Raw genomic sequence first — 26,777 nt, forward strand, 5'->3', positions numbered from 1 at the left:
TTATTATGGATCAAAATAATAACAGACAACCCCGCAAATCAGGGCGTAATCCTAAAAAGGATCCTGCCATATTTCGCTATTCCATATCATTGAATGCGGAAGAAAACGCCCGTTTTCTTTCTCTTTTTGAACAGTCCCAAATGAATGTAATGGCACATTTTATCACTGCCTGCATCTTTCAGAAGACCATTAAAACAGTCAAAATCGATAAAGCTGCAATGGATTATTATATGCGGTTAACCACTTTGTATGGACAATTCCGGAGCGTTGGAGTGAATTATAACCAAATCGTAAAACTACTTTATCGCAATTTCTCCGAGAAAAAAGCGGCCGCTTATCTTTATAAACTCGAAAAGCATACAGCTGAAATGGCAGTATTATGTCAAAAAATCATTCAGATTACCGGAGAATTTGAAGCAAAATATATTAAAAACAACAAGTAAAATGGTAGCTAAAATTGGCAGAGGACAAAACTTGACAGGCGTACTTAACTATAATCAGCTAAAAGTCGAGAAGGAAAATGGGGAGATTCTCTTTACCCATAAGATGCAGGAAACTCCTGATGGACATTATTCTGTAGCCCAGCTACTGGGTTCTTTTGAACCTTATTTGCTGGCGAATCGTAAAACAGAAAAAATGGTTCTGCATATTTCGCTCAATCCCGATCCTAAAGACAATGTGAGTGATGAAAAATTTAATACCGTTGCACAGGAGTATATGGAAAAAATGGGATACGGCGAGCAGCCCTACGTAGTGTTCAAACATACCGACATTGAACGTACTCATATCCATATCGTTTCGGTTTGTGTAGATGAACAAGGCAGGAAAATATCGGATAGTTATGAACGTAGACGTTCGATGGATATCTGCCGGGAGCTTGAACAAAAACACCAATTAGCCTGCGCTGCTCAAAAAGAGTCCAAACAAGACGAAAAGGCATTTCTTGTCGTGGATTACAAGAGTAATGATCTTAAAGGCCAGATCGCTTCGGTGGTACGGTATCTGCCTAAAAAATATGACTTTCAAAGTTTTGGGGAATACAATGCCTTGTTATCGCTTTTTAATATTACAGCCGAAGAGGTCAAGGGCGAATTACATGGGAAACCCAAACAAGGGCTGGTCTATTTTGTTCTGAATGAAAATGGGGAAAAAGCTAGCAACCCATTTAAAGCATCTCTTTTTGGAAAAAGTGCAGGATACATCGAGCTTCAAAATCATTTTACAGCATCCAAAGTGGCACTTAAAGAAAGTGATGTGAGACCTGCAATTAGAAAAACAATTGAAACAACCCTACGGGCGGCCATTGACGAACAGGACTTTAAAAAACAGCTGACAGAAAAAGGCATTAACGTGATTATTCGTAAAAGCTACACAGATCGTATTTATGGAATTACATTCATAGACCATAATTCCAAATCGGTATGGAACGGTTCGCGTTTGGGAAAAGAATTTTCAGCGAATGTATTTAACGACTGGTGGAATAATGGGCTACAACCGGAAATTAAAAATAGTGAGGATACCAAAACAATTTTAATAAAAACAGTATCGGAAAGTCTACCAGCTGAGAAGCCTCACGATTTATTTGATTTTCTAAGTAATCAAAGTACTATTCAATCTAACAATATCCATAGTAGTATAGAAGGTTTTGGCGGGTTATTGCCGGAAGCTCAGGGAGAAGATTACCAGGAACAGGATTTTGCCAATAAGATGAAAAAGAAAAAGAAACGTAAGAGAGGTCAATAGGTTTGTTATTCGTTATAACTTTCGGTCATAAAGACAATTTCAATCCCCAAGCATAGCTCCAATGCAAAACCTTCGGAACAGTTGGTGTTTTGAACTGATAGATATCATAGACGTATAATGAAAACAGTATAAATGCTGCCCAACTAATCCCTACGCACAGCATACCTTGTCTATCCCTCACATGGAACATACCAGCAACTACTGATTTTACTATAAATGCAGGGACAATACAGCATAACAACACGCACATTACCCACGGTAATATCCATAACTTACGGTTGTTTGCGCGCAATCCGATGATAGTTCCTTTAAAGAAATAAATGATGCAGAAAATAAGATAGGTAAATAATAGAGAGAAAACCCAAAATTTGACTTTGTTAGTTTCTTCTCCCCACAACTTTTGCGACAGCAAGAATCCGGCATAAAAGAACATGCCGAAAATTGCAGCCATTTTTAAGACGAAAATAAAAACCCCGGCAATGCCAAACATTAATCCTGTTGCAGATTTACTTTCTTCAGTTTTCCGCGCCTCATATTCTTGTTCACTTTCACCTGGATCCATATCAGGATTATAGTAATTCATATTATTTTTCTTTAATGTTGATCTGAGATACCCAAAATAATTTTCAGGACTATAAATTTAATAAAAAAAGCGATTTAAAATCTAAGCATGATTGGAACTACTTGAGCGCCAAACACTGCCACGCACTTCCAATGCCTGCCACATTTTTACAGCCATGCCTCAAAGCCTTTAAATTCACGCCCAAACATTTAATAATTAGAAAATGCAGGGAGAAGATGACTTAAGAGGATTAGCCAAAATTATGGAGTTTATGAGAGCAGTCAGTATTTTATTAGTACTGATGCACTGCTATTGGTTTTGTTACGAGTTCTTCAAAGAAGAACAATGGACATTATCTGTCATTGATAAAATATTGGGAAACTTTCAGCGCACAGCAGGACTGTTTTCCCACACGCTGTATACGAAACTATTTGCTTTGGTTCTTCTGGCATTAAGCTGTTTGGGCAGTAAGGGTGTTAAAAATGAAAAGATTACCTGGAGCAAAATCTATATAGCGCTCGTAATAGGCTTTATTTTTTTCTTCCTCAATACGCCATTACTTAGACTGCCCATTGAAATGGCCGCATTTTTATATGTTTTCACCCTGAGTTTGGGGTATATTTCACTGCTGATGGCAGGTGTATGGATGAGCAGGTTACTCAAAAATAACCTTATGGAGGATGTATTTAATAGGGAAAATGAAAGTTTCATGCAGGAAACCCGGTTGCTGCAAAATGAGTATTCCATAAATCTGCCTACTAAATTCTGGTATCGCAAAAAACAGCACAATGGATGGATAAATATTGTAAATCCTTTCCGCGCGACTATCGTATTAGGCACCCCTGGTTCTGGTAAATCCTATGCCATTGTAAACAACTACATTAAACAGCAAATCGAGAAAGGTTTTTCGATGTATATCTATGATTTCAAGTTTGATGACCTTTCTACCATTGCGTACAACCATCTATTACAACATACCGACAAATACAAAGTCAAACCAAAGTTTTACGTCATCAATTTTGATGATCCCAGAAGAAGCCATCGATGCAATCCGATCAATCCTGATTTTATGACTGACATATCTGATGCTTACGAATCAGCCTATACCATTATGCTGAACCTGAACCGTTCGTGGATTCAAAAACAGGGTGATTTCTTTGTCGAAAGCCCGATTATTCTTTTGGCGGCTATCATCTGGTTTTTAAAGATTTATGATAATGGAAAGTATTGTACTTTTCCTCATGCTATTGAACTGCTTAACAAAAAATATGCAGATGTTTTTACCATTTTAACTACCTATTCCGAACTGGAAAATTATCTATCGCCGTTTATGGATGCCTGGCAGGGAGGTGCTCAGGACCAATTACAAGGCCAGATAGCATCAGCAAAAATACCATTGTCACGTATGATATCTCCAAGCCTTTATTGGGTAATGACTGGTGATGATTTTTCATTGGACATCAACAATCCTGCAGCGCCAAAAATCCTTTGCGTGGGCAATAATCCCGACAGGCAGAATATTTATTCCGCTGCATTGGGTTTGTACAATTCACGAATCGTAAAACTCATCAATAAAAAGGGACAGCTCAAAAGTTCGGTAATCATTGACGAGCTTCCCACAATTTACTTCAGGGGCCTGGACAATCTGATTGCTACGGCAAGGAGCAATAAGGTAGCGGTATGTCTGGGATTTCAGGATTACTCCCAATTGACCCGAGATTATGGGGATAAAGAAAGTAAGGTAATTCAGAATACCGTAGGGAATATATTCAGCGGTCAGGTTGTCGGGGAAACAGCTAAAAACCTTTCGGAACGCTTCGGAAAAATACTGCAGCAGCGTCAGAGTATGACCATCAATCGGAATGATAAATCAACTTCTATTTCCACGCAGCTGGAAAGCCTAATTCCCGCTTCCAAAATATCAACCCTTACACAAGGAATGTTTGTTGGGGCAGTTTCCGATAACTTTGAGGAGCGTATCGAACAAAAGATCTTTCATGCGGAGATTGTGGTCGATAATGAGAAAGTGGCTGCTGAAACTAAAACATACCAGAAAATCCCGGAAATACTTTCATTTGTAAATGAAGAAGGAGAAGATAGGATGAAGGCTGAAATTGAGGCCAATTACAAACAAATCAAACTGGATATTGTCTCAATAGTAGCAGATGAACTGGAACGGATTAAGAACGATCCGAAACTGCAGCATTTAATACCAAAAACAACTGATAAAAAAAGTAAAGATGAATAGAATCAAAACCTTTGACATAAAGAATTTTATATTCAATAATTGACTAAATAATTTAATGTTAATTTGTCAAATAATTGCTATTATAAGTTCATCTATGATTCAAAAACTTAAGATTTGTTGATGAATTATTATATATTTAAGCTCTTTTAATATATAATAATTGTACTATGCCAGTAAGCCGTAAGAGAAAGATTGTAAAAAAAAATAAATCTTCTAAGAAAAAATATAAACCTTACGAAGCAGTTACACAAAATCTTTACAGAATTGACAATCCTTTTCAAGAAGAAATAAGTTTTGAGCAAAGAATAAAACCATTTTTAGAGCTAGCTGAAAGATCGACTATTGAATTTGAAATTGAGTTTCAAAAATTGCAAGAGTATTTTAAAGACTATGATCCTCTATACTTATGTTCTTTTTGCGTTTTTTATTTTATTGCTGAAAAAGAAGGAATAGATAAAGAAGCAATTGATGGTAGACTAGATTTTCATATGTTTTATTTAGAGATTCTACAGTGTTATTCCTTATATCAAGAGAGGACTCTTAGTGCAATGCCATTAAATGAAAAAGAAGAGGATTTTAAAAAATTATTACAAGATTTAAATCAACATCAATCGTTTGCCTATTTTAAACTTTCCAATAAAGCAACAACTGAGGAAGAATTTGGTTCTGTGATGTTAAGATTGGAAATGATGCATAATACTCTTGCAGTTCGTAATTGGGCATATGAGGGACAAATGCAAAAAATTGCTTATGAGTTATCAGCTCGTATAAGTGCTAAGTTCGAAGATAAATTAGGATTTAAGCCTGAAGTATTTCTTGATGTTTTATTTGGTCTGGCTGATCTAAGTACCAAAAAACTTAATGCGCATAAGAATAATATCCGCCCGGCAATTATAGCTAAGAACTTTAATGCAGTATTTGATGCATATGAAAATAATATGCCAGGTGTTAGCCCAACTAATGCTCTATCAAGATTGAATTTATGGGAAGAATTCGGAAAGAATCTGCAAATGTTAAAAAGCTTCTTTATAGAGCATTCGGATTTAAAACTTAAAGATATTTTCACTATTGATTTTGAAGAAATTAAAGCCTTAACAAATATTTCGCTGAGCAACGAAGATATAAGCCGAATTTTTGATCCGCTGGCATATCGTTTTGGGGACTTATCTAACGAAGACAAAAACCATGTTTTTTTAAATAATCCAATTCATTCAAAACCTTTTATCAGGCTTGATGAGAATAAGTATTTTTCTGCAGTGCCTTTTTTATTCTCGCATCTGGGAATTGATTTACTTGAAGGTTTTATTATGAAAGAGAAAACCCTTAAAGATGTTTATATTAAGGAAAAAGGAAAATACCTGGAAGAAAAGATAGAGAAACTTTTTAAAGATGCATTTCCTGATGCAAAAATTTTTAGTGGAAGTTTATGGACTTGCCCAACAACTAACAAAATATTTGAGAATGATCTGATTGTGTTAATTGAAGATTTCGCTATAATTGTTGAAGCTAAATCCGGAACGGTAAGTAATCCGGCAAAACGTGGTGCGCCTGAACGATTATTTCAAACACTGAAGGATTTAGTGGTGGCACCATCTGAGCAAGCTATAAGGTTTAAGAATTACCTGCAGAATAATAAAAAATTACATATTTTTAAGACCAAATCGGGCGCGAAAAATGAGCTTGATTCCAATCTGATAAATTACTATGTTCCACTTGGAGTGACCCTGTCTAATTTAGGATCAATTGGATGTAATTTAAAGAAACTTATTGAAGCAAAAGTGGTCACACATAAATTAGAAGAATTAGCACCATCAATAAGTTTCACAGATCTTGAAGTTATCTTTGATATCCTTCCTTTACAAAGTGAGAAAGTACATTATCTTTCAAGAAGAAGGGAGTTTGAAGCCCATGTTAACTTTCAAGGTGATGAGCTTGATTTATTTGGTTTTTATTTAAAAAATGGTTTTAATATAGGGGAAGATGAGTACAATAACTCCACCTATTTGAATCTTACTTTATTATCAAAAGAGCTCGACCCCTATATGATCGGAAAAGGAAGAGGAATACAGGTAAAAAAACCTTTTTTGCAAAAAACACAGTATTGGTCAGACACTCTTAATTATATCAACAGCAATGGTAATAATTGGCTGGTGGCATCCTTTATTTTATTAAACTTACCAAAACAAGATCAAGCACTATTTGAAAAGAAATTAAATGAATTGAAAAGTAGCATAGTAAGAGGCAAAATGAGTAAACCTCATAATTGGGTAAGCCTTACCTGCGGGCCCGAAAGAAGACAGTATACAATAGTTGGGTATCCTTATAAAGATATTGATACTGCCACCAGGAATAATGTGTTAGACCAGATATTAGAACTGGAAAGTAAAAATAATTTACGTGGAGTCGTTGTCTTAGGTTATAATCTTAATAATCCAAATTACCCCTATTCCTTTATTGCAGGAAATTTAGAAACGAATTTGTTTGATAAACTGGATCTGGCAGATAATTAGTACTGCAATCAGGAGAATTTAAGTTTCTGAGAAGGCTGTGATGTCTGATCTTCTTGTAGTTTTTGTTCAGGATCTTCTACTTGTTGTTCCTGAGTAATTGATAATTGTATTGACCGTTCCAGTGTTGCCAATTCATTTTTTAGTTCGGCAAGTATATTCTCTTTGGTCCAAATGCTGTTTACTACTTCATGAAGTACAGGGATATCTTTTTCAATGGCATTAATCTTTTTCTTTTCCTGTTCTATTAATGCTGGTATTTTCTCCAGCGCATTTAAAAAGTTCATGGCTGCCAGTTTAGGATCGGTCGCCATCTGCCCGTTGTTATAGGTGTATTTTATATTTCCTTCTCCCTGAATAAAAAAACGGTTATCCCTGATGCTAATTCCTTCTTTTTGCGAAACCTCTGTTTTTACCAAAAGTGTAAATCCGTACAATGTACCAATTTCCTCATACTGTCCCTCTGTACGTGATTTATCAGCAAGCAGGTTGAGCTTTTGACCAATCTGCTTTGTATCGGCGTCCCCAGATAATCCAATGAGCTTCACAGGATTCGTTACTGTACCGTCCTTATTTTTCTGAATGCGTTTTTCAATATTCTGCCAATCAATTGATATTCTTTCCAATAATGATTTTGCTGATTCAAGGGTTGCCGTACTACTTTCCAGTTTATATCTTGACATAGACTTGGAACGGGTGAAAGCCTGTTTTTCGCTTTCCAAAGAAGTAATCTTTTTTTCCAGTTTGGCTTTTTCAAGCAAATCGGTATTACCGGAAAGAATGGCGACATATTCCGAGAAATTCATTCCGGATTTTTCATCCATACCACCTTCGTCAATGGTACGTTTACCAAGACTATTGTTTTTGAGCTGATCGATAAATAATTGTTTATTGTGCAACAGATTAAATTTGTAGCTGTCCAAAGATTTTTCAACTGCGTAGATGATAACGTCTACTTTGTTATCTGCAAAAAATTTGGCAATTTCATTTCCTTTGCGAATGGCTCTGCCATCCCGTTGAGCTAAATCACTCGGTCTCCAAGGCGTGTCTAAATGATGTACCGCAACTGCACGTTTCTGGGCATTGACTCCCGTTCCCAGCATATCAGTTGACCCAAATAATATTCTGATTTTCCCTTCGTTCATAGCGCTGATGAACTCTTTGCGCATCTTGTCGGTTTTTGCCTCCTGGATAAAGCGTATTTCATGTGCAGGAATTCCGTGATCCTCCACCAGTTTGCGTTTGATTTCCGAATACACATTCCACTCAGTTGGTTTGTAGGTACCTAAATCAGAGAATACAAACTGGGTTCCTTTTTGAGCATTAAAACGATTGTAATATAGTTCCAGTTTTGCTGCGCAATGGGAGGCTTTACTATCGGGATGGTCCTCATACTTCTGACTGATCATGCGCATATCTAACGACATCTTACGGGCATAGTCGGTAGCTATTAACATTTTTGCTTTTTCTTCGGAGGCAGACAGTTTTGCTCTTCCAAGAAGCGAAGCATCTCCCGTTTTGGCAAACTCCATTAGTTTCTGGATGAATATTTCCTGCTCAGGGGTTGGTGGAATATTGTGCAGTATTTCATTCTTCTGAGGACGGTCTATACCAATATCTTTTGCTGTGCGGTAATCCGTAATCTCCGAGTAAAACTGAGCCAGTTCCGGTACTTTGATAAAATATCGGAAACGTTCTTTCTGAACAATATTGTTGGCTACTGAGAACTCATAGTCGGTAGTCTTTCGCGCATAAATAGCTGCCCACGCATCAAAGCAGTTGATGCCTTGTTTTTCCAATGCCTGAGGGCGAAGGTATTTGAACAAAAGATATAATTCTGTAAGCGAATTACTAATGGTGGTCCCAGAAAGAAAAGTAGCCCCTAAATCTTTTCCGTTTCGCTCCTGAATGGTTCGAATGGCAAACAGCAGGTTTAACGCTTTCTGGCTTCCCTGCATATTACCGAGTCCTGCAACTCGGTCATGGCGGGTGTTGAACATCAGGTTCTTGAAGCGGTGACTTTCATCGACCAATAAGTGGTCAATACCCATCATCTTAAAGTCGACTATATCATCCTTGCGGTTTTCGATATCATGCTGAATTGTTTTGAGTTTAACTTCCAGATTTTGTTTTCGTATGATAACTCCTTTGAGCATTGCCCGAGATATTTCTTTTCCTTGTGACTGCAATGCCTCAAGGTTTTCTTCAACACTATCGAGCTCTGCCTGTAAGATCTCTTTTTGCATTTCCGGTGATTGTGGAATCATCCCGAATTGGTCATGGGTCAGGATAATGCAATCCCAATTGTTGTTTTTAATCTCTCCGAAAATACGCAGACGTTTTTGAGGGGTAAAATCCTCTTTCCCTGGATATAATATTTTAGCATGCGGATACGCTATGCGGTAATTTTCGGCTATTTCGTGAACATTGGCTTTCAGACCAATAATCATTGGTTTATGCGCTAATCCCAAGCGTTTCATTTCCTGGGCGGCAATACACATAATGAGTGTTTTCCCCGCGCCAACTTCATGATCGCATATTGCTCCGCCGTTTAGCTTGATCATCCATACTGCATCCTTCTGGCTGGAATACAGGTCTTCAATCCCCAGCGCTTTTCTGTCCAGTCCGGGAAAGTCTTGATGGCTGCCGTCATATTGTGGACGGACAAAACAGTTAAAGGTATCGTTGTATTTATCCGTAAGACGTTTCTTAAATTCATCGTTTTGAGCATAGAGCCACTGGGAAAATGCTTTTCTGATTTCATCGATCTTGGTATTGGCCATCTGGATGGCTTCCATATCACGCACCTTTATTTCCTGATCGCCATGCATTACTTTTTTGGTAATGTCAGGTGTGGTATTGACCAGACCATGTTTAAGCAATGCAATTCCGTCATAAATACGGCTTTGAGATTTTATAGCATACTTCTCCGTTATACGGATATTTTTGGTATCACAATTAATTGAAAAATCATCCGTATTTTCCGTGTAATGAATCCGTACATCTGTATCAAACAAATGAGAGGCAAAATGGTTGTAAATATTAGTGGGTATCCATCGTTCGCCTAAATTAAAATCCAGTTCTTCAAATTCAATGCGTCTGGGAAAAGCCTGCTGCAGAGCGGAAAAACTATCCCGGGCTTGCAGATCTTCGGGATTTTGTTCTAAATAGTTATTTATAGTGTGGGCTTTTTCCACGACATTTCCTGAAATCCACCGCTCTGCTATTTCATATTCATTTTCCAAAGGATTATAGAAAATACGCCCTTGTAGGCTCTCTTTGAGATTGTCAACTGATAACCCGCTGATTTGTGACATATAATCCAAATCGACAGTCCCATACTTGTTGAGTGATGCGGCTAATGACTCATCAGGATTATTGACTGTCAGCGTACTGACTGAAAAACTCACTGGATGGTAGAAGATATCGGATTTATGAACCACACCGCCAACCACACGTTCCAGATAAGGAATCTCGTTTCCGCCACTATCGGTTTTGATAAGTTGGATATTTTCTGCGCTGTTTAGGTTCCCAAATCTTTTGACAAAGGCATCATACAGACGGTTTAATGTTTCCCTTTCAGATTTGTGTTCGGTTTGTTGTTCGGCTTCTTTCAGATACAATTCCAGATAGGCATCACGTATCTGAATATAGGACTCCGCACGCATTTTTTGCATTGGAGGAAGTGGCAACGGCTCAAATTCCGCTTTTTGTTCTTCGGGATCTACAGCGGTAAGATAGCCGACATAGCCTTTGTAGGTCACCAGACAATCCTTTCGGTAAAAAGACTGTATTTTGTCCGTATAAATACGTAATTCCGCAGTGGTTACATTTTGTGGCTCGGCATTATCTGAGAATAAATCTCCCAATACGGGCTTAATTTCTTTATCGAGCTTTTTTGTAAGCGATGGCATTACATCATTTTGCCTGATGGGTATATCGAACAAATTTCCCTGCTGAATGGGTGACATTGTTTTTCGCTTCGATTGATGAACCGTTTTCTTTTTTGGAGGTTTGTATTTTATCTCAGACGTATTCTCATATAAACCAAACAGACTTAATTGTGAAGCTGCTGAAAGATTCACTTCAACTATTGATTTATCGGTAGCAGATTCCTCTTTTTTAATGGCAATTACAGGTGTAATGGACTTAGCTATAGAATCTTCAGAAATAATTTCTGTGGTATTATGTCCATTATATAAGTCGGAATCCAAATGACTGGAGATATCGTCGGACAATATTCTTTTTAAATCTTTTGCTATTCCTTCAATGCCTCCTTCATGTTCATAAATCAAGGCGGGCTTGCCATACATATCGGTTGCTTGGTATGATGTGGTCTGCACTATATGCTGAACGTTTTCAAATAACATACTGTTTGAAGTATTGTCAGAAGTGGTATAGGTGCTACAGAACTGCTGCTCCCTTTGGGAAAGTCCTGATTTGGCATTGTTTTTTTGCAGTACAATCAAATCGCTCCCCACTTCGGTTCCGGCATAATCGGTAAACAAATTATTGGGTAAGCGTATGGCAGAAACCAGATTGCAGTTTTGTATCAAAGCCTGACGTATGGGTTCATTTTTGGCACTGTTCAAAACTCCCTGTGAGGTGATAAATGCCAATAGACCGCCGTTCCGAAGCATGTCTATGGATTTTAGAAAGAAGTAATTATGAATACTTCGGGCAGCTTGTACGCGAACCGGATCTTTGCTGCGTATATAAGAAAGGTCAAATATTGATGCATCTCCAAATGGAATATTGCTGGCAATTACATCATAGTTTTCTTTGTCCTTATCCGGGATTTCTTCAAATCCGGCAACCCGGATGTTGTTATCAGGATAAAGCTGTTTTAATAGTTGTCCTGTGAGGAATTCCTTTTCGTATGCCGTTATATGTGATAGACTTTCATTCCTGAATGCTTCTATAAATGATCCTGTTCCGGCGGATGGTTCCAGAAAGCGTTCGATATTTATTTGATTTTCCTGAAAGGAATCTGCAATGGCTCCAATGACTGAAGGCGGGGTGTAAAAGGCTGTCAGGACAGAAGCTTTTATACTGTCTACATAACGATAGTATTGTTTTTCGTCCTGTGCATTTTCCCGTAATAGGTGGTGAAGTTCCTGAGTCATTGCAAATAAATCCTGTTCGGATTTTACCCATCGGTCAATATCATTGGCTTTATCAGCTGGATTGAGTACAAATTTAAGACCACCAAAACCACTATATTTCATGAGCAATTGCCTCTCGGTTTCAGTAGCTTGGCGTTTTTCTTTTTCCAGCAGGAAAACTAGCTGCAACGCCTCGATATTCTTTTTTAAATGTTCTCTTTTATTGTAGCCCATTATCTTCTATCCAGATTTGAATAGTTCCGGTAAGTTCAGTGTAGAGCAATTCAAATTCCTGGCTGTCGGCAAAGTCATCCGTAATTCGGTATTGCTCAAATACAGGGATGCTGACAGCCATCATTTTTAAGGCAAATGGGCGCAATTCCTCGTCAGCCATGATCGTTTCGAACTCGTTGCAGACGATTTTAAATATAGTATCGAATTTTGAAAAGTGTAATCCTTCAAATAATACATATTGCGCAATCTCATTGCATTGCTCAATTGTATTGCCGGCCATAAAGGCATCATTGTACACTTTAGCAGCTGATTGCCCGCGTTGTTCAATGAATTTTTTGTCCCCTGATAACTCAGGAAAGCTGCTGTTGAGCAATTCCTTTAATAGTAATGAATAATAGGATATTTTATTCTCTGAAGCCATAAGTATATCATTAGAGGATTATATTTTACTTTACTAAGCAAAGTAAAAATATAAAGAAGTATGTTACTGAATAGTTTTCAGGCATTATTTGGCTTCAAACGGCTTTGATTGGCTTTTGCTAGTAGTATTAACACCAGTAACATATTCAAAACATACAGTAAACTCTACAAAACGATTTTAATCCCACTAAATTATATCGGTGTTAAAAGAATTCAGCTCATAAAGGTACTTTATTTTCAATTTGCATCGTACTTAGCAATTCCATTGAAAAATTATCTTTAGCCTGCAGGTAAGCAAATTTTGAAATTAGCTGTGCACCCAGTTTTCTTTTTTCAAATGTGGCTGTAATTCCAAGTTCTAATCTTTTATAATGCAGTTCCTGTGCCCGTTTAATTCCCTGGAATAAGAGTTGGCGGTATAAATTGTATTTTCTGGATACTGTATAATCCATTCCTATTAGCGAAGGTACATAAGTGTGTGCACAATTCTTATAACAAAAAAGCACTCCAACAGGCTCCTGATCTGTATCTTCCTTAAGATAAAGCAGGATAAATTCCCAAAATGGATGGGCTGCCATTTTTTGAAAGACAGCAATGGGATACGTGAAGGTATTTACGGCATAATTGTTATTTTTTACATTTTTATACAAGCTGTATGCGTGCGCAACTTCATTATCAGTTAACCGGTCTTTGATAATAACCCGGAACATTTTTTCATATGGCAATACTTCTCTGGTAAAGTGCTTTTTAGAGCGCGGGGAAAGAATTGCAGCAAATTCCTGATTGTTATTCCAGTTAATATCCGTGATAACACAGGTTTGTGGCATTGCTATTTTTATAAAACCCAGATTATGAAACAGATCACTAAGCCATTGGTTTTCTTCGAAATCCCGTAACACCAGCATATCGGCATTTAAGTCCTGATACAGCATTTCTGCCTTTTCCAAAAGAAGCAGTAAAGCCTCTTTGGATAAGGAATGCTTTTTATTTATATAGCAATGATTCCCTTCAGTAAAAAGTGATCCCATCCCCAGCACTTTGGAGGTTATGTAAAATGGGTTCTTCATTCTTTTTTCTTCAAGCTGTAGAGAAACGGACACTGGTGCAAGCATATCGTCTTTCCAGAGTCCAAAAGTAAAAAAAGTGGCCACTATTGGATTACCAAAATTATCACTGATGATAAAATAGTGAAATTCCCAATTATTTTGAATTTCACTGCAGTTTGTAAATGCATCCTCCAAAAAACACAGTCCATCCCAGTCAAATATATTCTGTTTATCAATGAGCTTATTCCATAACGCTGCATCAATTTGTTTGATACTCGTTTTATACTGGTAATTCAATGCCGGCTTTATAGTATTTTCTTTTTCCTGAGGGTCAGGCTGTGGAATTCCAAATGCCATTGAAACCTTATTAAGGGTATTGGAAGTTTCTTCGAGTGCTAAAGGATAGTGGTATTCTAAAGCTTCTGTGAGCCCTTTAATTTGTTCATCACCATTGTTTCTCGATATCGTAATGCGAATACCGGTGTTTTTTACCGGAACTGCCGGATACAATCCAGGATTGACAAAATAACCTTCATTAAAAAGACGCTGTACTAATTTATAGGCAGTCAGGGGCATTGCAGTACCCAAAAAGAAAACTGGTGAATTATTTGGGGTTATTACAGGCAGGGTGCTTTTGGTGATCAGCTCAATGAAAAGGGATATTTTTTGTTCCAATTCCTGTTGTAATATTGTAATTTCATCTGAAAGATGGATGTCTGCCGAAGCGCAGGCAGCAGCGACTGAGGCCGGTTCCAGCTGGGCAGAGAACGTCAATGGTCCTCCAAAATTTTTAATCCTGTCGTATAGTTTTTTATCGGGACAAAAAAAAGCAGCACCGCTCGCTCCAAATGATTTACTGAGCGTACTCATTAAAAAAACATTTTCAGGCAGCTCTTTTAAAATATCCAGTACGAATCCTGTACCATTTTTTCCTCTCCAGCTCATTCCATGAACATCATCAAAATAAAGCTGCAGCTGCGGATATTTTTTGCTCAATGCAAGCAGTTCGTTTACCGGTGCGAAATCACCAAACATGGAATACACACCGTCTGCCATATACCATATTTTATTGCATTTTGCAGACAAGTCTTTTATCTTGTCTTCCAGCATTTGGAGGTTATTGTGACGAATCATCTCCACTGGAATGTTTCTTAGTTTCAAAGGGAGGCTGGCATTCTGAACGCTCCAATGTACCTGATGATCCAAAATTATTCCTTCCTCATCTTTTATCAGATTTGGTATTACGCCCAGATGTCCAAGTGTACTGTTTTTAGTTACAATTGCAGGCATACCATACATGGTTTCAATCTTGCTTTCAAGCTGCTGATATACCGGATGCGAAATATATGTTTTGGAAAGCGGAAATTGTGTTCCGTATTTTGTTATGGCGGCAATGGCCGCATTTTTCAGCCTATGGTCATATTCAAGCCCCAGGTAGCTGGTAGTGGCAAAGTGGAACAGGTTCCTGCCATTAATTTTTATGGTTCGTCCATCGAGTACGGTATCTTCAGCATAAAGATGGATGGTGCCTTGCTGCTTTGCCCCGGAAAGGATTTCATCTATAGTCTGAATAAAATCATTGTGCTTAATTTTTGCCATTACTATTGGATTAAAGTTGATGAATTTGTCTTGTTTTTTGAAAAAAGGATTATAAAGTTCCGAATTTAAATTAGTGGTATTACTGGATTTTAGTTAAAAATTCCGAATTGACAAACAATACTCCTGAATTGATAAGCCTCAGTAAAAATGATTGCTTACTATTGCTTTTTGCCTTGTTTTTGCAACAATCCTTTGCTGGGTATTTGCTAATTTGCCAGGTCCTAAAAGCATAAGTATGGAACGCTATTTTGAAAACGAATTTGCCGTATTCTGGATCAGTGAAAAGATTCTTTTTTTTAACTACAAGCCTAATGTGGTCATTGATCTGTTGTCAGCCCAGCAGATTGTAGCGGACCGTATAGAAATTCAAGATGGAACAGCATATCCTGTTCTTTGTGACATCCGTGGAATTATCGATTCGGACAAAGCGGCCAGAAACTATCTGGCACAACACGGTTCAATCTTAGCTAAAGCGGTTGGAATTATTGCCTCGGATCAGAAAAGTGTGTCTTTTTTTATGATTTCATTTTACATGAAAATCAGCAGGCCTCAGATTCCCACCAAAGTATTTACCGACAGATCATCTGCACTAGAATTTCTAAAACCTTTTGTTTAATATTTAAATGCACAAATAATAAAGTATATGCATCAAGAAATCAATCAACAGCGCGTAAAAAACATTAATGAAATGCTTCTGGAAATGGCGGCCGGAAATTTTTTCTACCGCATACCCAGAACAGGAAATGATGATGAGCTTGAGGTTCTGACTGTTTTAATCAATTGGCTGGCCCAGGAGATAAAGGAAGGGGTATTCCATCTGGGCTACATCAATCCTCATGCTGCCTATCATTATGTGGTGCAAACTACCTTACTATTAGACTTAGATTTTACTATAATGGATTTTAGTAGTGATATTCCAAATCTTTTGGGCTCAGAGCCAAACAAAATACTTGGACAGGATTTTGATAAAATTCTGGCACCGGAATCGGTACAGGTTTGGAGGATCATAGCAGATAAAATGCAACAGGGAGCGTTGCATTACACCACGCTGCCGCTTATATTTCTAACATCTGATAAATTAATTATTGACACTTTTTGCAGCGTGTCGAAGCTTTTTCCATCCGGACTGGTAATAGTCAACTCATTTAAGGCTGCCCCGGTAGAACAAAAAAACATCATTGGGCAGGAAAAAGTAACATATAATGAACTGGATGTACAATTAATACAGGCCGTTTACGATTATGTCCTAGAATATAATGGTGCATCCTTTCCAACATTGCAGGAACTCGCCAGAATTTTTGGCACCAATGAAAATAAATTAAAAGTTGGTTTCAGATACCTGTTTAAAACCTCGATTTATCAATTGTATAATAATCAAAGGCTCGAACGCTCTTTACATTTGATTCAGCACACCAAGATACCTTTAAAAAATATTGCACTCCTGATCGGATTTTCTACACATTCAAGTTTTTCGAGGGCTTTCAAAATTAAATACGGATGTCCACCCACTCATTTTGAAAGGAAATCTTCCTCGAAAAGTGACAATCCAGTGCTATAACAATTTAATAGAGGTTTTGTAGAGGCTGAATGTAAATAATTCCGAATTGACAAATCAATCTCCTGATTGGATAACAGTTATGTAAAACTGTTTTGAGAATTTTACATCACCAATTTTCAATCACCCTGCCATGAAATTTAGCCAGCGTCATAAGTATATTTTTGTAGAAGTAGTTTGTTTTCTGTATATACTATTATTTGTTTATGCAGCTTTAAGTAAACTCTTGGATTTTCAAAATTTTCAAACACAATTAGGACAGTCACCGCTCCTAAGTGCATTTACATCCTATATCTCTTTTGGTGTACTGCTGATGGAAATCATGATTTCGATTTTACTTGGTATACCTAGATTCCGACTGACGGCATTATTTCTGGCCGTTGGATTGATGACAATGTTCACTGCTTATATTATCATTATTTTAAATTATAGTTCTTTTATTCCCTGTTCATGCGGCGGCATTCTGGAAAAGTTAGGATGGCACGAACATCTTGTATTTAATTGTGTCTTTATTCTGTTGGGCGCAAGTGCAATACTATTATTAAACCATGGAAAGAGAACCTTATGGGTACTTTTCACTACTAATATAACCGCGATTGGAATCTTGATTGTATTATTCTTTACATCCGAAGATATTATGGCCAGGGAAAATCCATTTATCAGACGTTTTGACCAATATGCCATAAAAAAAATTGATCAGACCAGTTTACAAAACCCCTCATTTTATATGGCAGGTTCTGATAATGGAAAAATATATTTAGGAAATTTTGCTGCCCCTTTACAAATACAAGTTTTTGATACCGTTTTAAAAAACAAAAAGCAGTATACAATACAATTAGATCGCGATGATTTTCCTTTTCGTTCAGCGGAAGTAAAAATACATACCCCTTATTTTTACCTGTATGATGGTATGGTTCCTGTAATTTATAAAGGTAAAATATCAGACTGGAAGGCGGAGGTAATTTACAATGGAAAACATTTTTTTACCAAAGCAGCCGTAATTGATACCAATAGGATTGCAATCCGTGGCCAGCAAAAAAATACCGGGGAGAATTTGATGGGAACCCTATACTTTAATAACAACGTCAGCATTAAATACAATCCAGATATTCTGGAAAAACAAATAGACGGGATATTCGATACTGACGGAACTTTTGAGTATAGTAACGGACTTAAACGTTTTGTTTATACCTACTACTACAGGAACCAATATATTGTTACTGATGATAAATTGGATGTATACTACAGAGGCAATACAATAGATACAACGACAAAAGCTAAATTAAAAGTAATAAAAATAAAGCTGTCAGGTGATACCAAATTAGGAGCGCCACCTTATATGGTTAATAAAAACACGGCTGTTTGTAATAATTTACTTTTTGTGAATTCCTCCCTTAAAGGGAGATTTGAAAGTGAAGAAGTTTGGGATCAGGCTTCCGTAATTGATGTTTATGACATCTCTAAAAATGAGTATGTTTCCAGTTTTTACATTTACAATATTGGAAAATCAAAGATGAAATATTTCTTAGTTACTGATTCCAATCTATATGCCATTTCAGGTCAGGTCCTGCAAAGGTTTTCGTTGGGAAACACCATTAAAAAAGCGATTAAAAAATAAAAAAAAATCAATTAATTGATTCATTGATACCGGGCCGGTAACAGGGGTAAGATCGAAAACCTGTAAAAAAGAGTAGATCATTAATTTAAATATTAATATTATGAGAACTATTGTAAAAGCTTTAGTATTGCCAATTGCAGCATTTGCTTTGGCAAGCGCAGGTGCTGTAAGCACAAATGTGTCAAAGGAAAGCAAAACGGACACAGTATTAATTTCGGGTTACATTCATAATCCACAACCAAACAGCTGTCAGGAAGTACAGGTCGACTGTACAACCAATCCGGGTCCTACCTGTATGTACAACAACGGAACCAGTAACTTTCAGGTCTACAGAAAAGTATCTGAATCTGCACCGTGTAACCTTCAATTGTTTAGAAATCAATAATTTTCAAGTAAATTGAAATGTAATGCAGTTCCGGTTGTTGGAACTGCATTATATTTATTATTTTATTGCGTTGTTGTACCAACTCTTATCCATGAAGCGGAAGGCTGCTTTTTTAAATAATGATCAAACCATTGTTGTATTCGTGTTGTTAAGTCCTTTTGATTCTCTCTTTTATAAATGGCATGGATTTCGTCAGGATATACCAGCATCATGTGTTCTTTTCCCAATCTGCGTAATGCCACATAAAAAGCCTTACTTTGTTCCCAACAAACCGTTGAGTCATCTTTACCAGTCCATTGGAGTAGAGGGGTTTTTATATTTACTGCATTTAATATCGGGGAATTAGCAAAGTAACTTTGCTGATCTTCATAGAAAGGTTTATCCATACGAAATATTTGGTTTTCAAATCTCCAGGCTTGCGGTGCTTCCACATCATTTCCAATACTAAAATACCATGATACGGTATCACTTATTCCCGAGCCTGATATTGCCGATGCAAAAATGTCCGTTTGTGTAATAATAAAATCTGTTTCATATCCTCCAAAAGAGTGTCCAATCAAGCCTATCTTTTCAGGATCTACAAATCCTAAATCAGTTACTTTTTTAACTGCGGCAACAACACATTCTGTAGCTGAGGGACCAGGATTTCCTAATTCATATACAATATCCGGCAGCAAAACAAAATAGCCGTTCAGCGTATAGTTGGTGGGATTGAAACCTTCCTCACTGTACTGTGAAGGAGCTGTATACTCGTGCAGTGCGCCTGATTTGGTTTGATAAATATGGACGACCATTGGATATTTTTTTTCCTTAACATAATCGCTCGGATACAATAATACGCCCTTGAGCTGCTGGTTCTTTTTATTGCTATATTGAATTAGTTCTGATTTACCCCAATAGTACTGTTGCTGCTGCGGATTACTGGCAAACACTGCTGTACTTTCTGCACTTTTATTAGGTTTAAATAACAAAACAGGTGACTTATCAAATTTCTGCTCCATAAAGGCATAAGAGCCATTTTTTGATCTCCGTACCTGATTAATAGCACTATCGTTAAAAGCCAGTGGTTTTTCACCTTCTCTGATATTCCAGATAAAGTAACCGGTCGAACAGTCATCCTGATCGGCAGCTTCCAGAATTAGATCTTTTGCCAAATCAAATATCGCAGTACTTTTTGCATGATACTTTGCTGAAAATATATTAGAAAATTCAAACTGGCTTATTCTGAAAACAATATTTTTTTCTCTGCCATGGGTAATTCTTTTACAAGCAGTTCCGGTAAGGTCTGTCATCCACAGGTCATAAGTATCGTAAAGCAGCAAGTACTTTCCATCTGAACTCCATCCGGGACAATTATAAGGAGATATCGGGGGTGCCCGATTATCATCTCTTGAATCCCAAATTGTTGCAATACCCTTGGTAAGATTTATATGTTTGTTTTTATCAGGATCATACAGCCACCAGTTATTGTCACGATAGTAGGCAATTTGATTGGTATAGGGAGAAAGAATAAGATTGGTCTGATCGGTAGGCTGCTGCTTTAAAAAAAGCGAACTCGTGTTATTTTTTAGATCAGTAAGGTAATAATCAACATCACCATCCAGTTTATAATGTGGAGCATAGGATTTGGGATTTGAATTAAGTGCATAATCCTGTTTTCCTGTTAACTGTACGTATGGCAGATCTTTTGAGGATATTGGAAAACAACTGTTACTATTCACAAACCAAACCCAGAGTTTGGTACTGTCTTCAAAGTTTCCAATACTTTTTTCCAAAGGATAAACAAAGGGAGCATTGCCATTCCATATTTCTACTTTTTCATCCTTTGCAGAAGACATTAACGCCTTATTTCTAATGCCAAAAAAAACTTTTGATCCATCATCAGAGATATTTAATCCCAAATCTTTTACAATATTCAGTTGTGCTATTTCTTTAAAATTCTGCTGTCTCAATTTGATAAGTTTTCGGTGCGGCAACCGATGTAAATACAGAGTATTACTTTTTGTTATGCTGTCTGTTTCATTAAGGAAAGCTATTGCAATTCCATTTTTTTGCCATGTTAGTGTGTGAAAACGGTGCTGCTTTTCAGAAATGACAGTATATCTGGCATATTTTTTTAAATCTATAAGCCCCACGCTGTGATTATCCGATACTTCACTACTATAAGACAATCCATCTCCTTTAGTATTTAGACAGTACTCCCAAACACCATTTATACTATCTAGTACCTTTCCATTTTCATCCCTGATTTTAAGGTTGCTTTTCAGACCATAAGTCTGGTTTAGTGTAATAATATACTTTCCGTAATAAGCTGTCTCATATCGGGCTGCATCTGGTATTTTTATTTTTCTCCCAGAATTAAGGTCTACAATATTCAATTTTCGGTCAGGTGTGATACAGGTAAAAACACCTGCTTTTAGAAACTTCCCATTTGTACCGTTTGGGAATGAATATATCCTATCTAAAGCTGTACTTTTAACAAAGAGAGTATCTGTATTATTTTCATAGTTTATGCTGTAAATAACCCAGTTTCCTGTTTCACATAGTGCTGCAACACTTAAGTTACCCCACTTATAATATTCATTTTCACTCAGATGTTTTTTTAGCATCTCCTGTGCTATTGCTATTGAAGTACTGCAAATCAAAAAAAAGATGCAGACAATAATTTCCCAAATGCTTAAATGAGCATTTTTCCGATTTATTATGTTCGTTTCTTTCATGTCAAATGAATTAATAGCCCGGATTTTGTGGATTTAAATTTGGATTGGCCTGTAACTCTTGTGCAGGCAGAGGCCAAAGGGCATCATTATGTGACCATCCGGGTTTTAAAGCTAATGCGGTGTCAAGACTACCAGCCCTTTTTAAATCAAAAAAACGGTGTCCAAATTCGGTAAAGAATTCGAAACGACGCTCATTAAGTACTGCAGCTGTAATTTCTGATGAAGAAAGAGCATCTGTATCAGGTAGTCCTGCAGTATTGCGTATTTTATTCAAGTCTTCTTTTGCCCCAATAAGATCACCTTGTCTTGCTCGTGCCTCTGCACGTATGAGATACTGCTCTGCAAGACGAAAAACAACCGAGTATTCACTGGAGATTCCTGCACCTGCATCGAGCTTGTATTTATAGGCATGATACCACGTTGAATTTCCGTCAGTAATTGCTCTGGCCCAATGCGTCTTTCTCTGATCGTTATTTTCAAATGAGCTTATCAGATTACTATTTAATGCCACGGTCGCAGGTGGCCCTGAGTTAAAAATAAACAGGTTACCCTCAGCAGAATTAGCCGTATCACTATCGGGCATAAATTGCCAAATAGTTGTTTTCGATCCTTTAAGGAAAATTTTGTCTAAATCAGGTTCCCAAGTATAAAGTGGGTTATTTAAAACAGCAGAAGCACTATTGGCAGCTTCCGGCCACAATCCCATAAACAGATATACCCGGGCTAACAAGGCATGAGCAGCTGCTTTGTTGGGACGAACCCGTTCTGAGGTTATATAATCTTCAGGCAATAATAAAATAGCTTCAGATACATCATTTACTATTTGGTTATACAATTCCGAGGCTGGGATTTTATGCACTTTACTGTTTTGAGCATAGTCTGTTGTTTTTATATAAGGGATCTCACCGTATAAATTAAGCAGGTAAAAGTGAATAAGTGTTCGGACAAAAAGAGCCTCTCCTTTAAGTTGATCCTTATCATTTTTAGACAGTAATTGTGAGGCTGAAACACCTTCAATTATAGCATTAGCCGCATAAATCGCATTATAGCTTTGGTTCCATAAATCCTGTATTCCGGATTCGGCAGAAAAAAGGGAGTTTGTATAGAAGTAATTGGGGTCATTAGCCTGATAATAATCCAATTCATCACTATACAATCCTAATCTGCACGATAAACCCGTAGACCGACCGGTCAATAATCCTGTATCACGAAGTTTCGTATACACACCGGCCATCGCTGCATTAGCAGTAGTTACATCTTCAAATACAGTTTCACCAATAAGCTGTGAACCCGGAAGATCTACTTCTACAAAATTATCGCAGGCGTTTGTTAGGATAAATACAACTAGCAAAGCCAAAATTGAAATAATATTAATTCTTATCCGCTTTCCATTTAAAAAAGACCGAAATATTTTATATGTAGTTTTCATCTTTAGAAGTATTATGTTAAAAAGTCAATTGAACACCAACGGTATACATTTTTAATGGTGGTAAATACCCTGCATATTTAAACTCGGGATCACCGCCTTTATAAGGAGTAAATGTCATAAGGTTCTGTCCTTGAAAAAAAAGTTTACACTTTAGGCTTTTATCCATCATTAATGGTAAATCATAGCTGAGGGAAATGTTTTTCAAGCGTATATAAGATCCGTCAACAATCACAGCATCACTTGACCTGTAATTGTAAAATGCTGTTACGGCTTCACCATTTGTACCGGTTGTGTTCTGTTGATAGGGAGTGTTGTCACCTGACTGCTGCCATGAATTTGTCATAGCTGCCATTTGGTTGTAAAAAGAACCTGCAGGTACATTAGCGATATAATCGTAGTTTTTTTGTTTCACAAATTGGAAAAGAAAATCCAGCTGTAAATTCTTAAACTGAAATTGATTTTGTATCCCGCCAAAATATTTTGGCGTTAAATCTGCTACTGTCTTTCTATCCTTGTCAGCTGTAATAAGACCATCTCCATTTACGTCTTCAAATTCATAGATCCCTGTCTGTGTGTTGAGTCCGGTATAGTGAAATACTTTCGTTATGTTCAAGGAACTTCCAATAACATAATTATTAGCATAGGTGGAAGTTTCCAATCCGGGAAATGAAATCAATTTATTTTTTGACGCTGATATGTTGAAGTTTGTTGTCCAATTAAAATTTTTACGATCAATATTCAGCGTTCGTAGTGTCAATTCTATTCCTGTATTTTCTACAGTAGCATCCAGATTTGCATTTACTGATGAAAAGCCCGTGGTTCCTGGCAATGGTATACCTACGAGCTGATTAGAGGATCTATTGAGGTACCATGCCGTAGTTAAAAAAATACGATCCTGAAAAAAACCGGTTTCAAGGGCTGCTTCAAACTTTTTATTAATCTCCCAGCCAAAATCTGGATTAAACAGCCTTACAGGATTTAATCCTATGGTTCCCTGATAGGGTGTTCCTGCCGATGTATAGGTATTTAAAAATTGATAGTCACCAATTTGATCATTCCCTGTCGTTCCATAGCTGGCACGTAGTTTTCCAAAGCTTAGGATACTAGTATTCTCTTTTAAGAATTTTTCGTTAGAAAATAACCATGCTGCTCCAACGGCCCCAAAAACAGCGAACTGTTTACCGGGACCAAAACGGCTTGATCCATCGCGTCGTCCTGTTAAATTTACAATAAACCGTTTTTGCCAATTGTAATTTATCCTTCCGAAAAAAGCCTGGTATTTATAAACAGTCTCATCACTAGTGAATGTAAAAACAGAATTTGCTGAAGATAGGTCATTTATCAGGCTGTTACTTGCAAATCCATATCCCATTTGATACAGTCTATTGCTCTTTTGCTGTTGTGCAGTAGCGCCAAGCAGGATATCTATTTTGCCATTGGTAAATGTTCGGCTCCAATGCAGTTGTGGCTCAATTATCCATGATTGTCTTAACGTTGTATTAGTGAGTAGTATTGATTCACTGCTGCCTATCCCATAAGCAGGATTGTACATTGTGGAAGGCATCACACGCACTTCATTATTCTTAAGATCGGTAAAACCCAAATTTGTCTTGAATTCAAAACCGGGAATAATCTCATAGCTGAGTACTGCATTAGCCAGAAGATCGTTTGTTTTAATTACTCCTTTACTCTGCAGCGAAGCGAGAGGATTTTCGAATGTATTGTTTTCCCAGTTTAAATTTCCATCAATATCATACAAAGCTGGGGCATTGGGCACCAATGTTCGTGATATACCAGTAAGGTCTGTGGAGGGCTGGTTATTTTTTTGAGAGGTGTAACCTCCTGAAATTGTTAATTTAAATTTTTTATCATCAGATACGTGGTTCATACTGAAATGAACTGCTCCCTTGTTATATCCAAAATTTCCCGGAAATACGGTTGTTTCTGTTCGGTAATTTCCACTTAAGAGGTATTGTGTTGAATTGGAACCTCCTGCGATTGCTAGTTGGGTGTTGTTCACCTGCGCTGTGCCGCCGATGAGTTCCTTCTGCCAATCAGTATAACGATTTTGATCCCATGTTCCGTTGATGTCATATGCTGAATTTGGATAAACTGTGATACCATCGTTCACGAACGCTTGTCGACGCATTTCCAAATATTGTGCTGTGTTCATCAAATCTAGCATCTTTGTTACTTTACCAATACCTGACGAAGCTGTAATAGTTACTGTTGTTTTGCCAGCTTTCCCTTTTTTGGTACTAATAAGTACTACACCATTTGCACCTCGGGAACCGTAAATTGCGGTGGCATCAGCATCTTTAAGAACTTCAATACTTTCAATATCTGCTGGGTTAATACTGTTAAGTGGGCTTGTTTGGCTAGCGGTTGTAGTAGACGTTTCGGTGGAACCTATTGTCTCGGAGGAATAAGGAACCCCATCAATAATGTAGAGTGGACTATTACCATCTGTACGCAGACTGTTTTGCCCTCTTATTTTTATTTGGAAAGCGCCGCCTGCAGTACCACCATCCTGGATTATTTCAACTCCAGCCATTCGGCCCTGCATGGTGGCTAGTACATTTGTTACAGGTTGTTTTTCAATATCCTTCGAAGTGATTTTGGCAATACTTCCAGTGCGTTCACTATTTTTAACAGAGTAGTAACCAGCATTAACGGTGACTTCTTGTAATGAGGTAGTGTTATCAAGCATTTTTACATCGATAATTTTTCGGTTACCTACGGTAATTTCGAGGGTTTTATAACCGAGGTAGGAAAAGATAAGCACATCAGTAGTGTTAGCAGTAATGGAATACTTTCCATCGTAATCACTAACAGTACCTTTAGTGTTCCCTTTTACTTTTACAGTAACACCAGTAAGAGGTATCGTCCCGTTTGTAATGATTCCTGTAATTTGTTTCTGCTGGTTAGGCAGTTTTAGCAAGGTTGGGTTGGCTCTTAAAGTATTATTAAACAGATAAATTGTTAAAATAAGCGTATAGCAAAGAAGCATCCAACCCTTGTAAAATGAAAAATTTTTCATAATATTGAATAAGGTTAAATTAAAACGAAAGTTTGTTTAATCAGGCTCTCTATTCTTGCGTCAACAGTGGATAGAGGGCCTTTTTTTGTTTAGTTTCAGCAGTAAACCTTGTTGAAACCGAGAAAGTAGTGTAAGATTTAAAAGCCCATACTGTCTTACTAATTCAAATAAAATTTAAACAGTACAGGCAGTAAATATCACAAAGGTTTATTTCATAGGCAGGCAAGTAATTAATTGTTAGACAAAAAATGTTGATGCGATACTATGAAATGAAGAATTGCTAAGAATAAAGCAGAGAAAAATTAAAACCTAAAAAAAGGCGCGGAACTCAGCTTATCGAACAGAGGTACTGGTATACCCACACAACAATAAGAGAGCCCACGCCAATAAAGCGTGAGCATCATACTTATCATCTCGCGTGTTAAAAATTACCAGTTTTCTGTTCGAGATTCAAAGCGAATGCTTCAAATATTTTTATATGAAGAATCGCAAAATTAAACAATCATATTCAGATTTTCTCATTGAATGATTATTTAATTTTCAAATATAATAAAAAAATACACACA

Annotated in this window: 15 protein-coding genes; 8 read left to right on the forward strand and 7 right to left on the reverse strand. The window is 37.1% G+C overall.

The window, feature by feature from the left end; translation table 11 throughout:
• Positions 1 to 5: 5 nt before the first annotated feature.
• Positions 6 to 443: a conjugal transfer protein MobA gene (gene mobA, locus AC3IS6_RS02515; RefSeq protein ID WP_068841429.1), complete on the forward strand. Its 438-nt coding sequence runs from the start codon at positions 6 to 8 to the stop codon at positions 441 to 443.
• Between the two features lies 1 nt (position 444).
• Entirely contained in the window at positions 445 to 1,743 is a 1,299-nt protein-coding gene (gene mobB, locus AC3IS6_RS02520) for a conjugal transfer protein MobB (protein WP_489163326.1), read from the forward strand.
• A 25-nt stretch (positions 1,744 to 1,768) separates the two neighbouring features.
• On the opposite strand, the gene AC3IS6_RS02525 is transcribed toward mobB, so the two are convergent.
• Positions 1,769 to 2,326: a hypothetical protein gene (locus AC3IS6_RS02525; RefSeq protein ID WP_073411131.1), complete on the reverse strand. Its 558-nt coding sequence runs from the start codon at positions 2,324 to 2,326 to the stop codon at positions 1,769 to 1,771.
• A gap of 202 nt (positions 2,327 to 2,528) precedes the next feature.
• Here AC3IS6_RS02525 and mobC point away from each other — a divergent pair, with 202 nt between their 5' ends.
• Positions 2,529 to 4,553: a conjugal transfer protein MobC gene (mobC, locus tag AC3IS6_RS02530; RefSeq protein ID WP_489163328.1), complete on the forward strand. Its 2,025-nt coding sequence runs from the start codon at positions 2,529 to 2,531 to the stop codon at positions 4,551 to 4,553.
• A 167-nt stretch (positions 4,554 to 4,720) separates the two neighbouring features.
• Positions 4,721 to 7,063 carry a hypothetical protein gene (locus tag AC3IS6_RS02535; RefSeq protein WP_489163330.1) on the forward strand — a complete coding sequence of 781 codons (2,343 nt, stop codon included), beginning with the start codon at positions 4,721 to 4,723 and terminating at the stop codon, positions 7,061 to 7,063.
• 8 nt (positions 7,064 to 7,071) lie between these two features.
• Here the strand turns inward: AC3IS6_RS02535 and AC3IS6_RS02540 are convergent, their stop codons facing one another.
• From AC3IS6_RS02540 to AC3IS6_RS02550, 3 genes are all read right to left on the reverse strand, one after another.
• On the reverse strand, positions 7,072 to 12,399 hold the full coding sequence (locus AC3IS6_RS02540; RefSeq protein WP_489163332.1) for an N-6 DNA methylase: 5,328 nt from the start codon (positions 12,397 to 12,399) through the stop codon (positions 7,072 to 7,074).
• Entirely contained in the window at positions 12,386 to 12,820 is a 435-nt protein-coding gene (locus tag AC3IS6_RS02545) for a DUF1896 domain-containing protein (RefSeq protein WP_489163334.1), read from the reverse strand. Before AC3IS6_RS02545 ends, AC3IS6_RS02540 begins: the two co-directional genes overlap by 14 nt.
• Positions 12,821 to 13,037: 217 nt before the next feature.
• Positions 13,038 to 15,464: an aminotransferase class I/II-fold pyridoxal phosphate-dependent enzyme gene (locus AC3IS6_RS02550; protein WP_489163336.1), complete on the reverse strand. Its 2,427-nt coding sequence runs from the start codon at positions 15,462 to 15,464 to the stop codon at positions 13,038 to 13,040.
• A gap of 235 nt (positions 15,465 to 15,699) precedes the next feature.
• Here AC3IS6_RS02550 and AC3IS6_RS02555 point away from each other — a divergent pair, with 235 nt between their 5' ends.
• From AC3IS6_RS02555 to AC3IS6_RS02570, 4 genes are all read left to right on the forward strand, one after another.
• Positions 15,700 to 16,080, forward strand: coding sequence for a DUF7793 family protein (locus tag AC3IS6_RS02555; protein WP_073411117.1), 381 nt, complete (start codon positions 15,700 to 15,702; stop codon positions 16,078 to 16,080).
• 27 nt (positions 16,081 to 16,107) lie between these two features.
• Positions 16,108 to 17,022 carry a helix-turn-helix domain-containing protein gene (locus tag AC3IS6_RS02560; RefSeq protein ID WP_489163337.1) on the forward strand — a complete coding sequence of 305 codons (915 nt, stop codon included), beginning with the start codon at positions 16,108 to 16,110 and terminating at the stop codon, positions 17,020 to 17,022.
• Between the two features lie 130 nt (positions 17,023 to 17,152).
• Entirely contained in the window at positions 17,153 to 18,637 is a 1,485-nt protein-coding gene (locus tag AC3IS6_RS02565; RefSeq protein ID WP_073411113.1) for a MauE/DoxX family redox-associated membrane protein, read from the forward strand.
• Between the two features lie 100 nt (positions 18,638 to 18,737).
• Positions 18,738 to 19,022 (forward strand): DUF6520 family protein, encoded by a 285-nt coding sequence (locus AC3IS6_RS02570; RefSeq protein WP_073411111.1) that lies wholly within the window; start codon positions 18,738 to 18,740, stop codon positions 19,020 to 19,022.
• Positions 19,023 to 19,084: 62 nt separating this feature from the next.
• Here AC3IS6_RS02570 and AC3IS6_RS02575 read toward each other — a convergent pair whose 3' ends face one another.
• From AC3IS6_RS02575 to AC3IS6_RS02585, 3 genes are read right to left on the reverse strand one after another with little or no spacing between them, the layout of a single operon-like run.
• Positions 19,085 to 21,742 (reverse strand): S9 family peptidase, encoded by a 2,658-nt coding sequence (locus AC3IS6_RS02575; protein ID WP_083558732.1) that lies wholly within the window; start codon positions 21,740 to 21,742, stop codon positions 19,085 to 19,087.
• Between the two features lie 10 nt (positions 21,743 to 21,752).
• A complete protein-coding gene (locus tag AC3IS6_RS02580; RefSeq protein ID WP_489163340.1) occupies positions 21,753 to 23,171 on the reverse strand; it encodes a RagB/SusD family nutrient uptake outer membrane protein in 1,419 nt (472 codons plus the stop codon).
• Between the two features lie 16 nt (positions 23,172 to 23,187).
• Complete coding sequence (locus AC3IS6_RS02585; RefSeq protein WP_489163342.1) at positions 23,188 to 26,211, reverse strand: SusC/RagA family TonB-linked outer membrane protein; 3,024 nt, start codon at positions 26,209 to 26,211, stop codon at positions 23,188 to 23,190.
• Positions 26,212 to 26,777: the final 566 nt, after the last annotated feature.

It is taken from the genome of Flavobacterium sp. KH_035 (assembly GCF_057839565.1).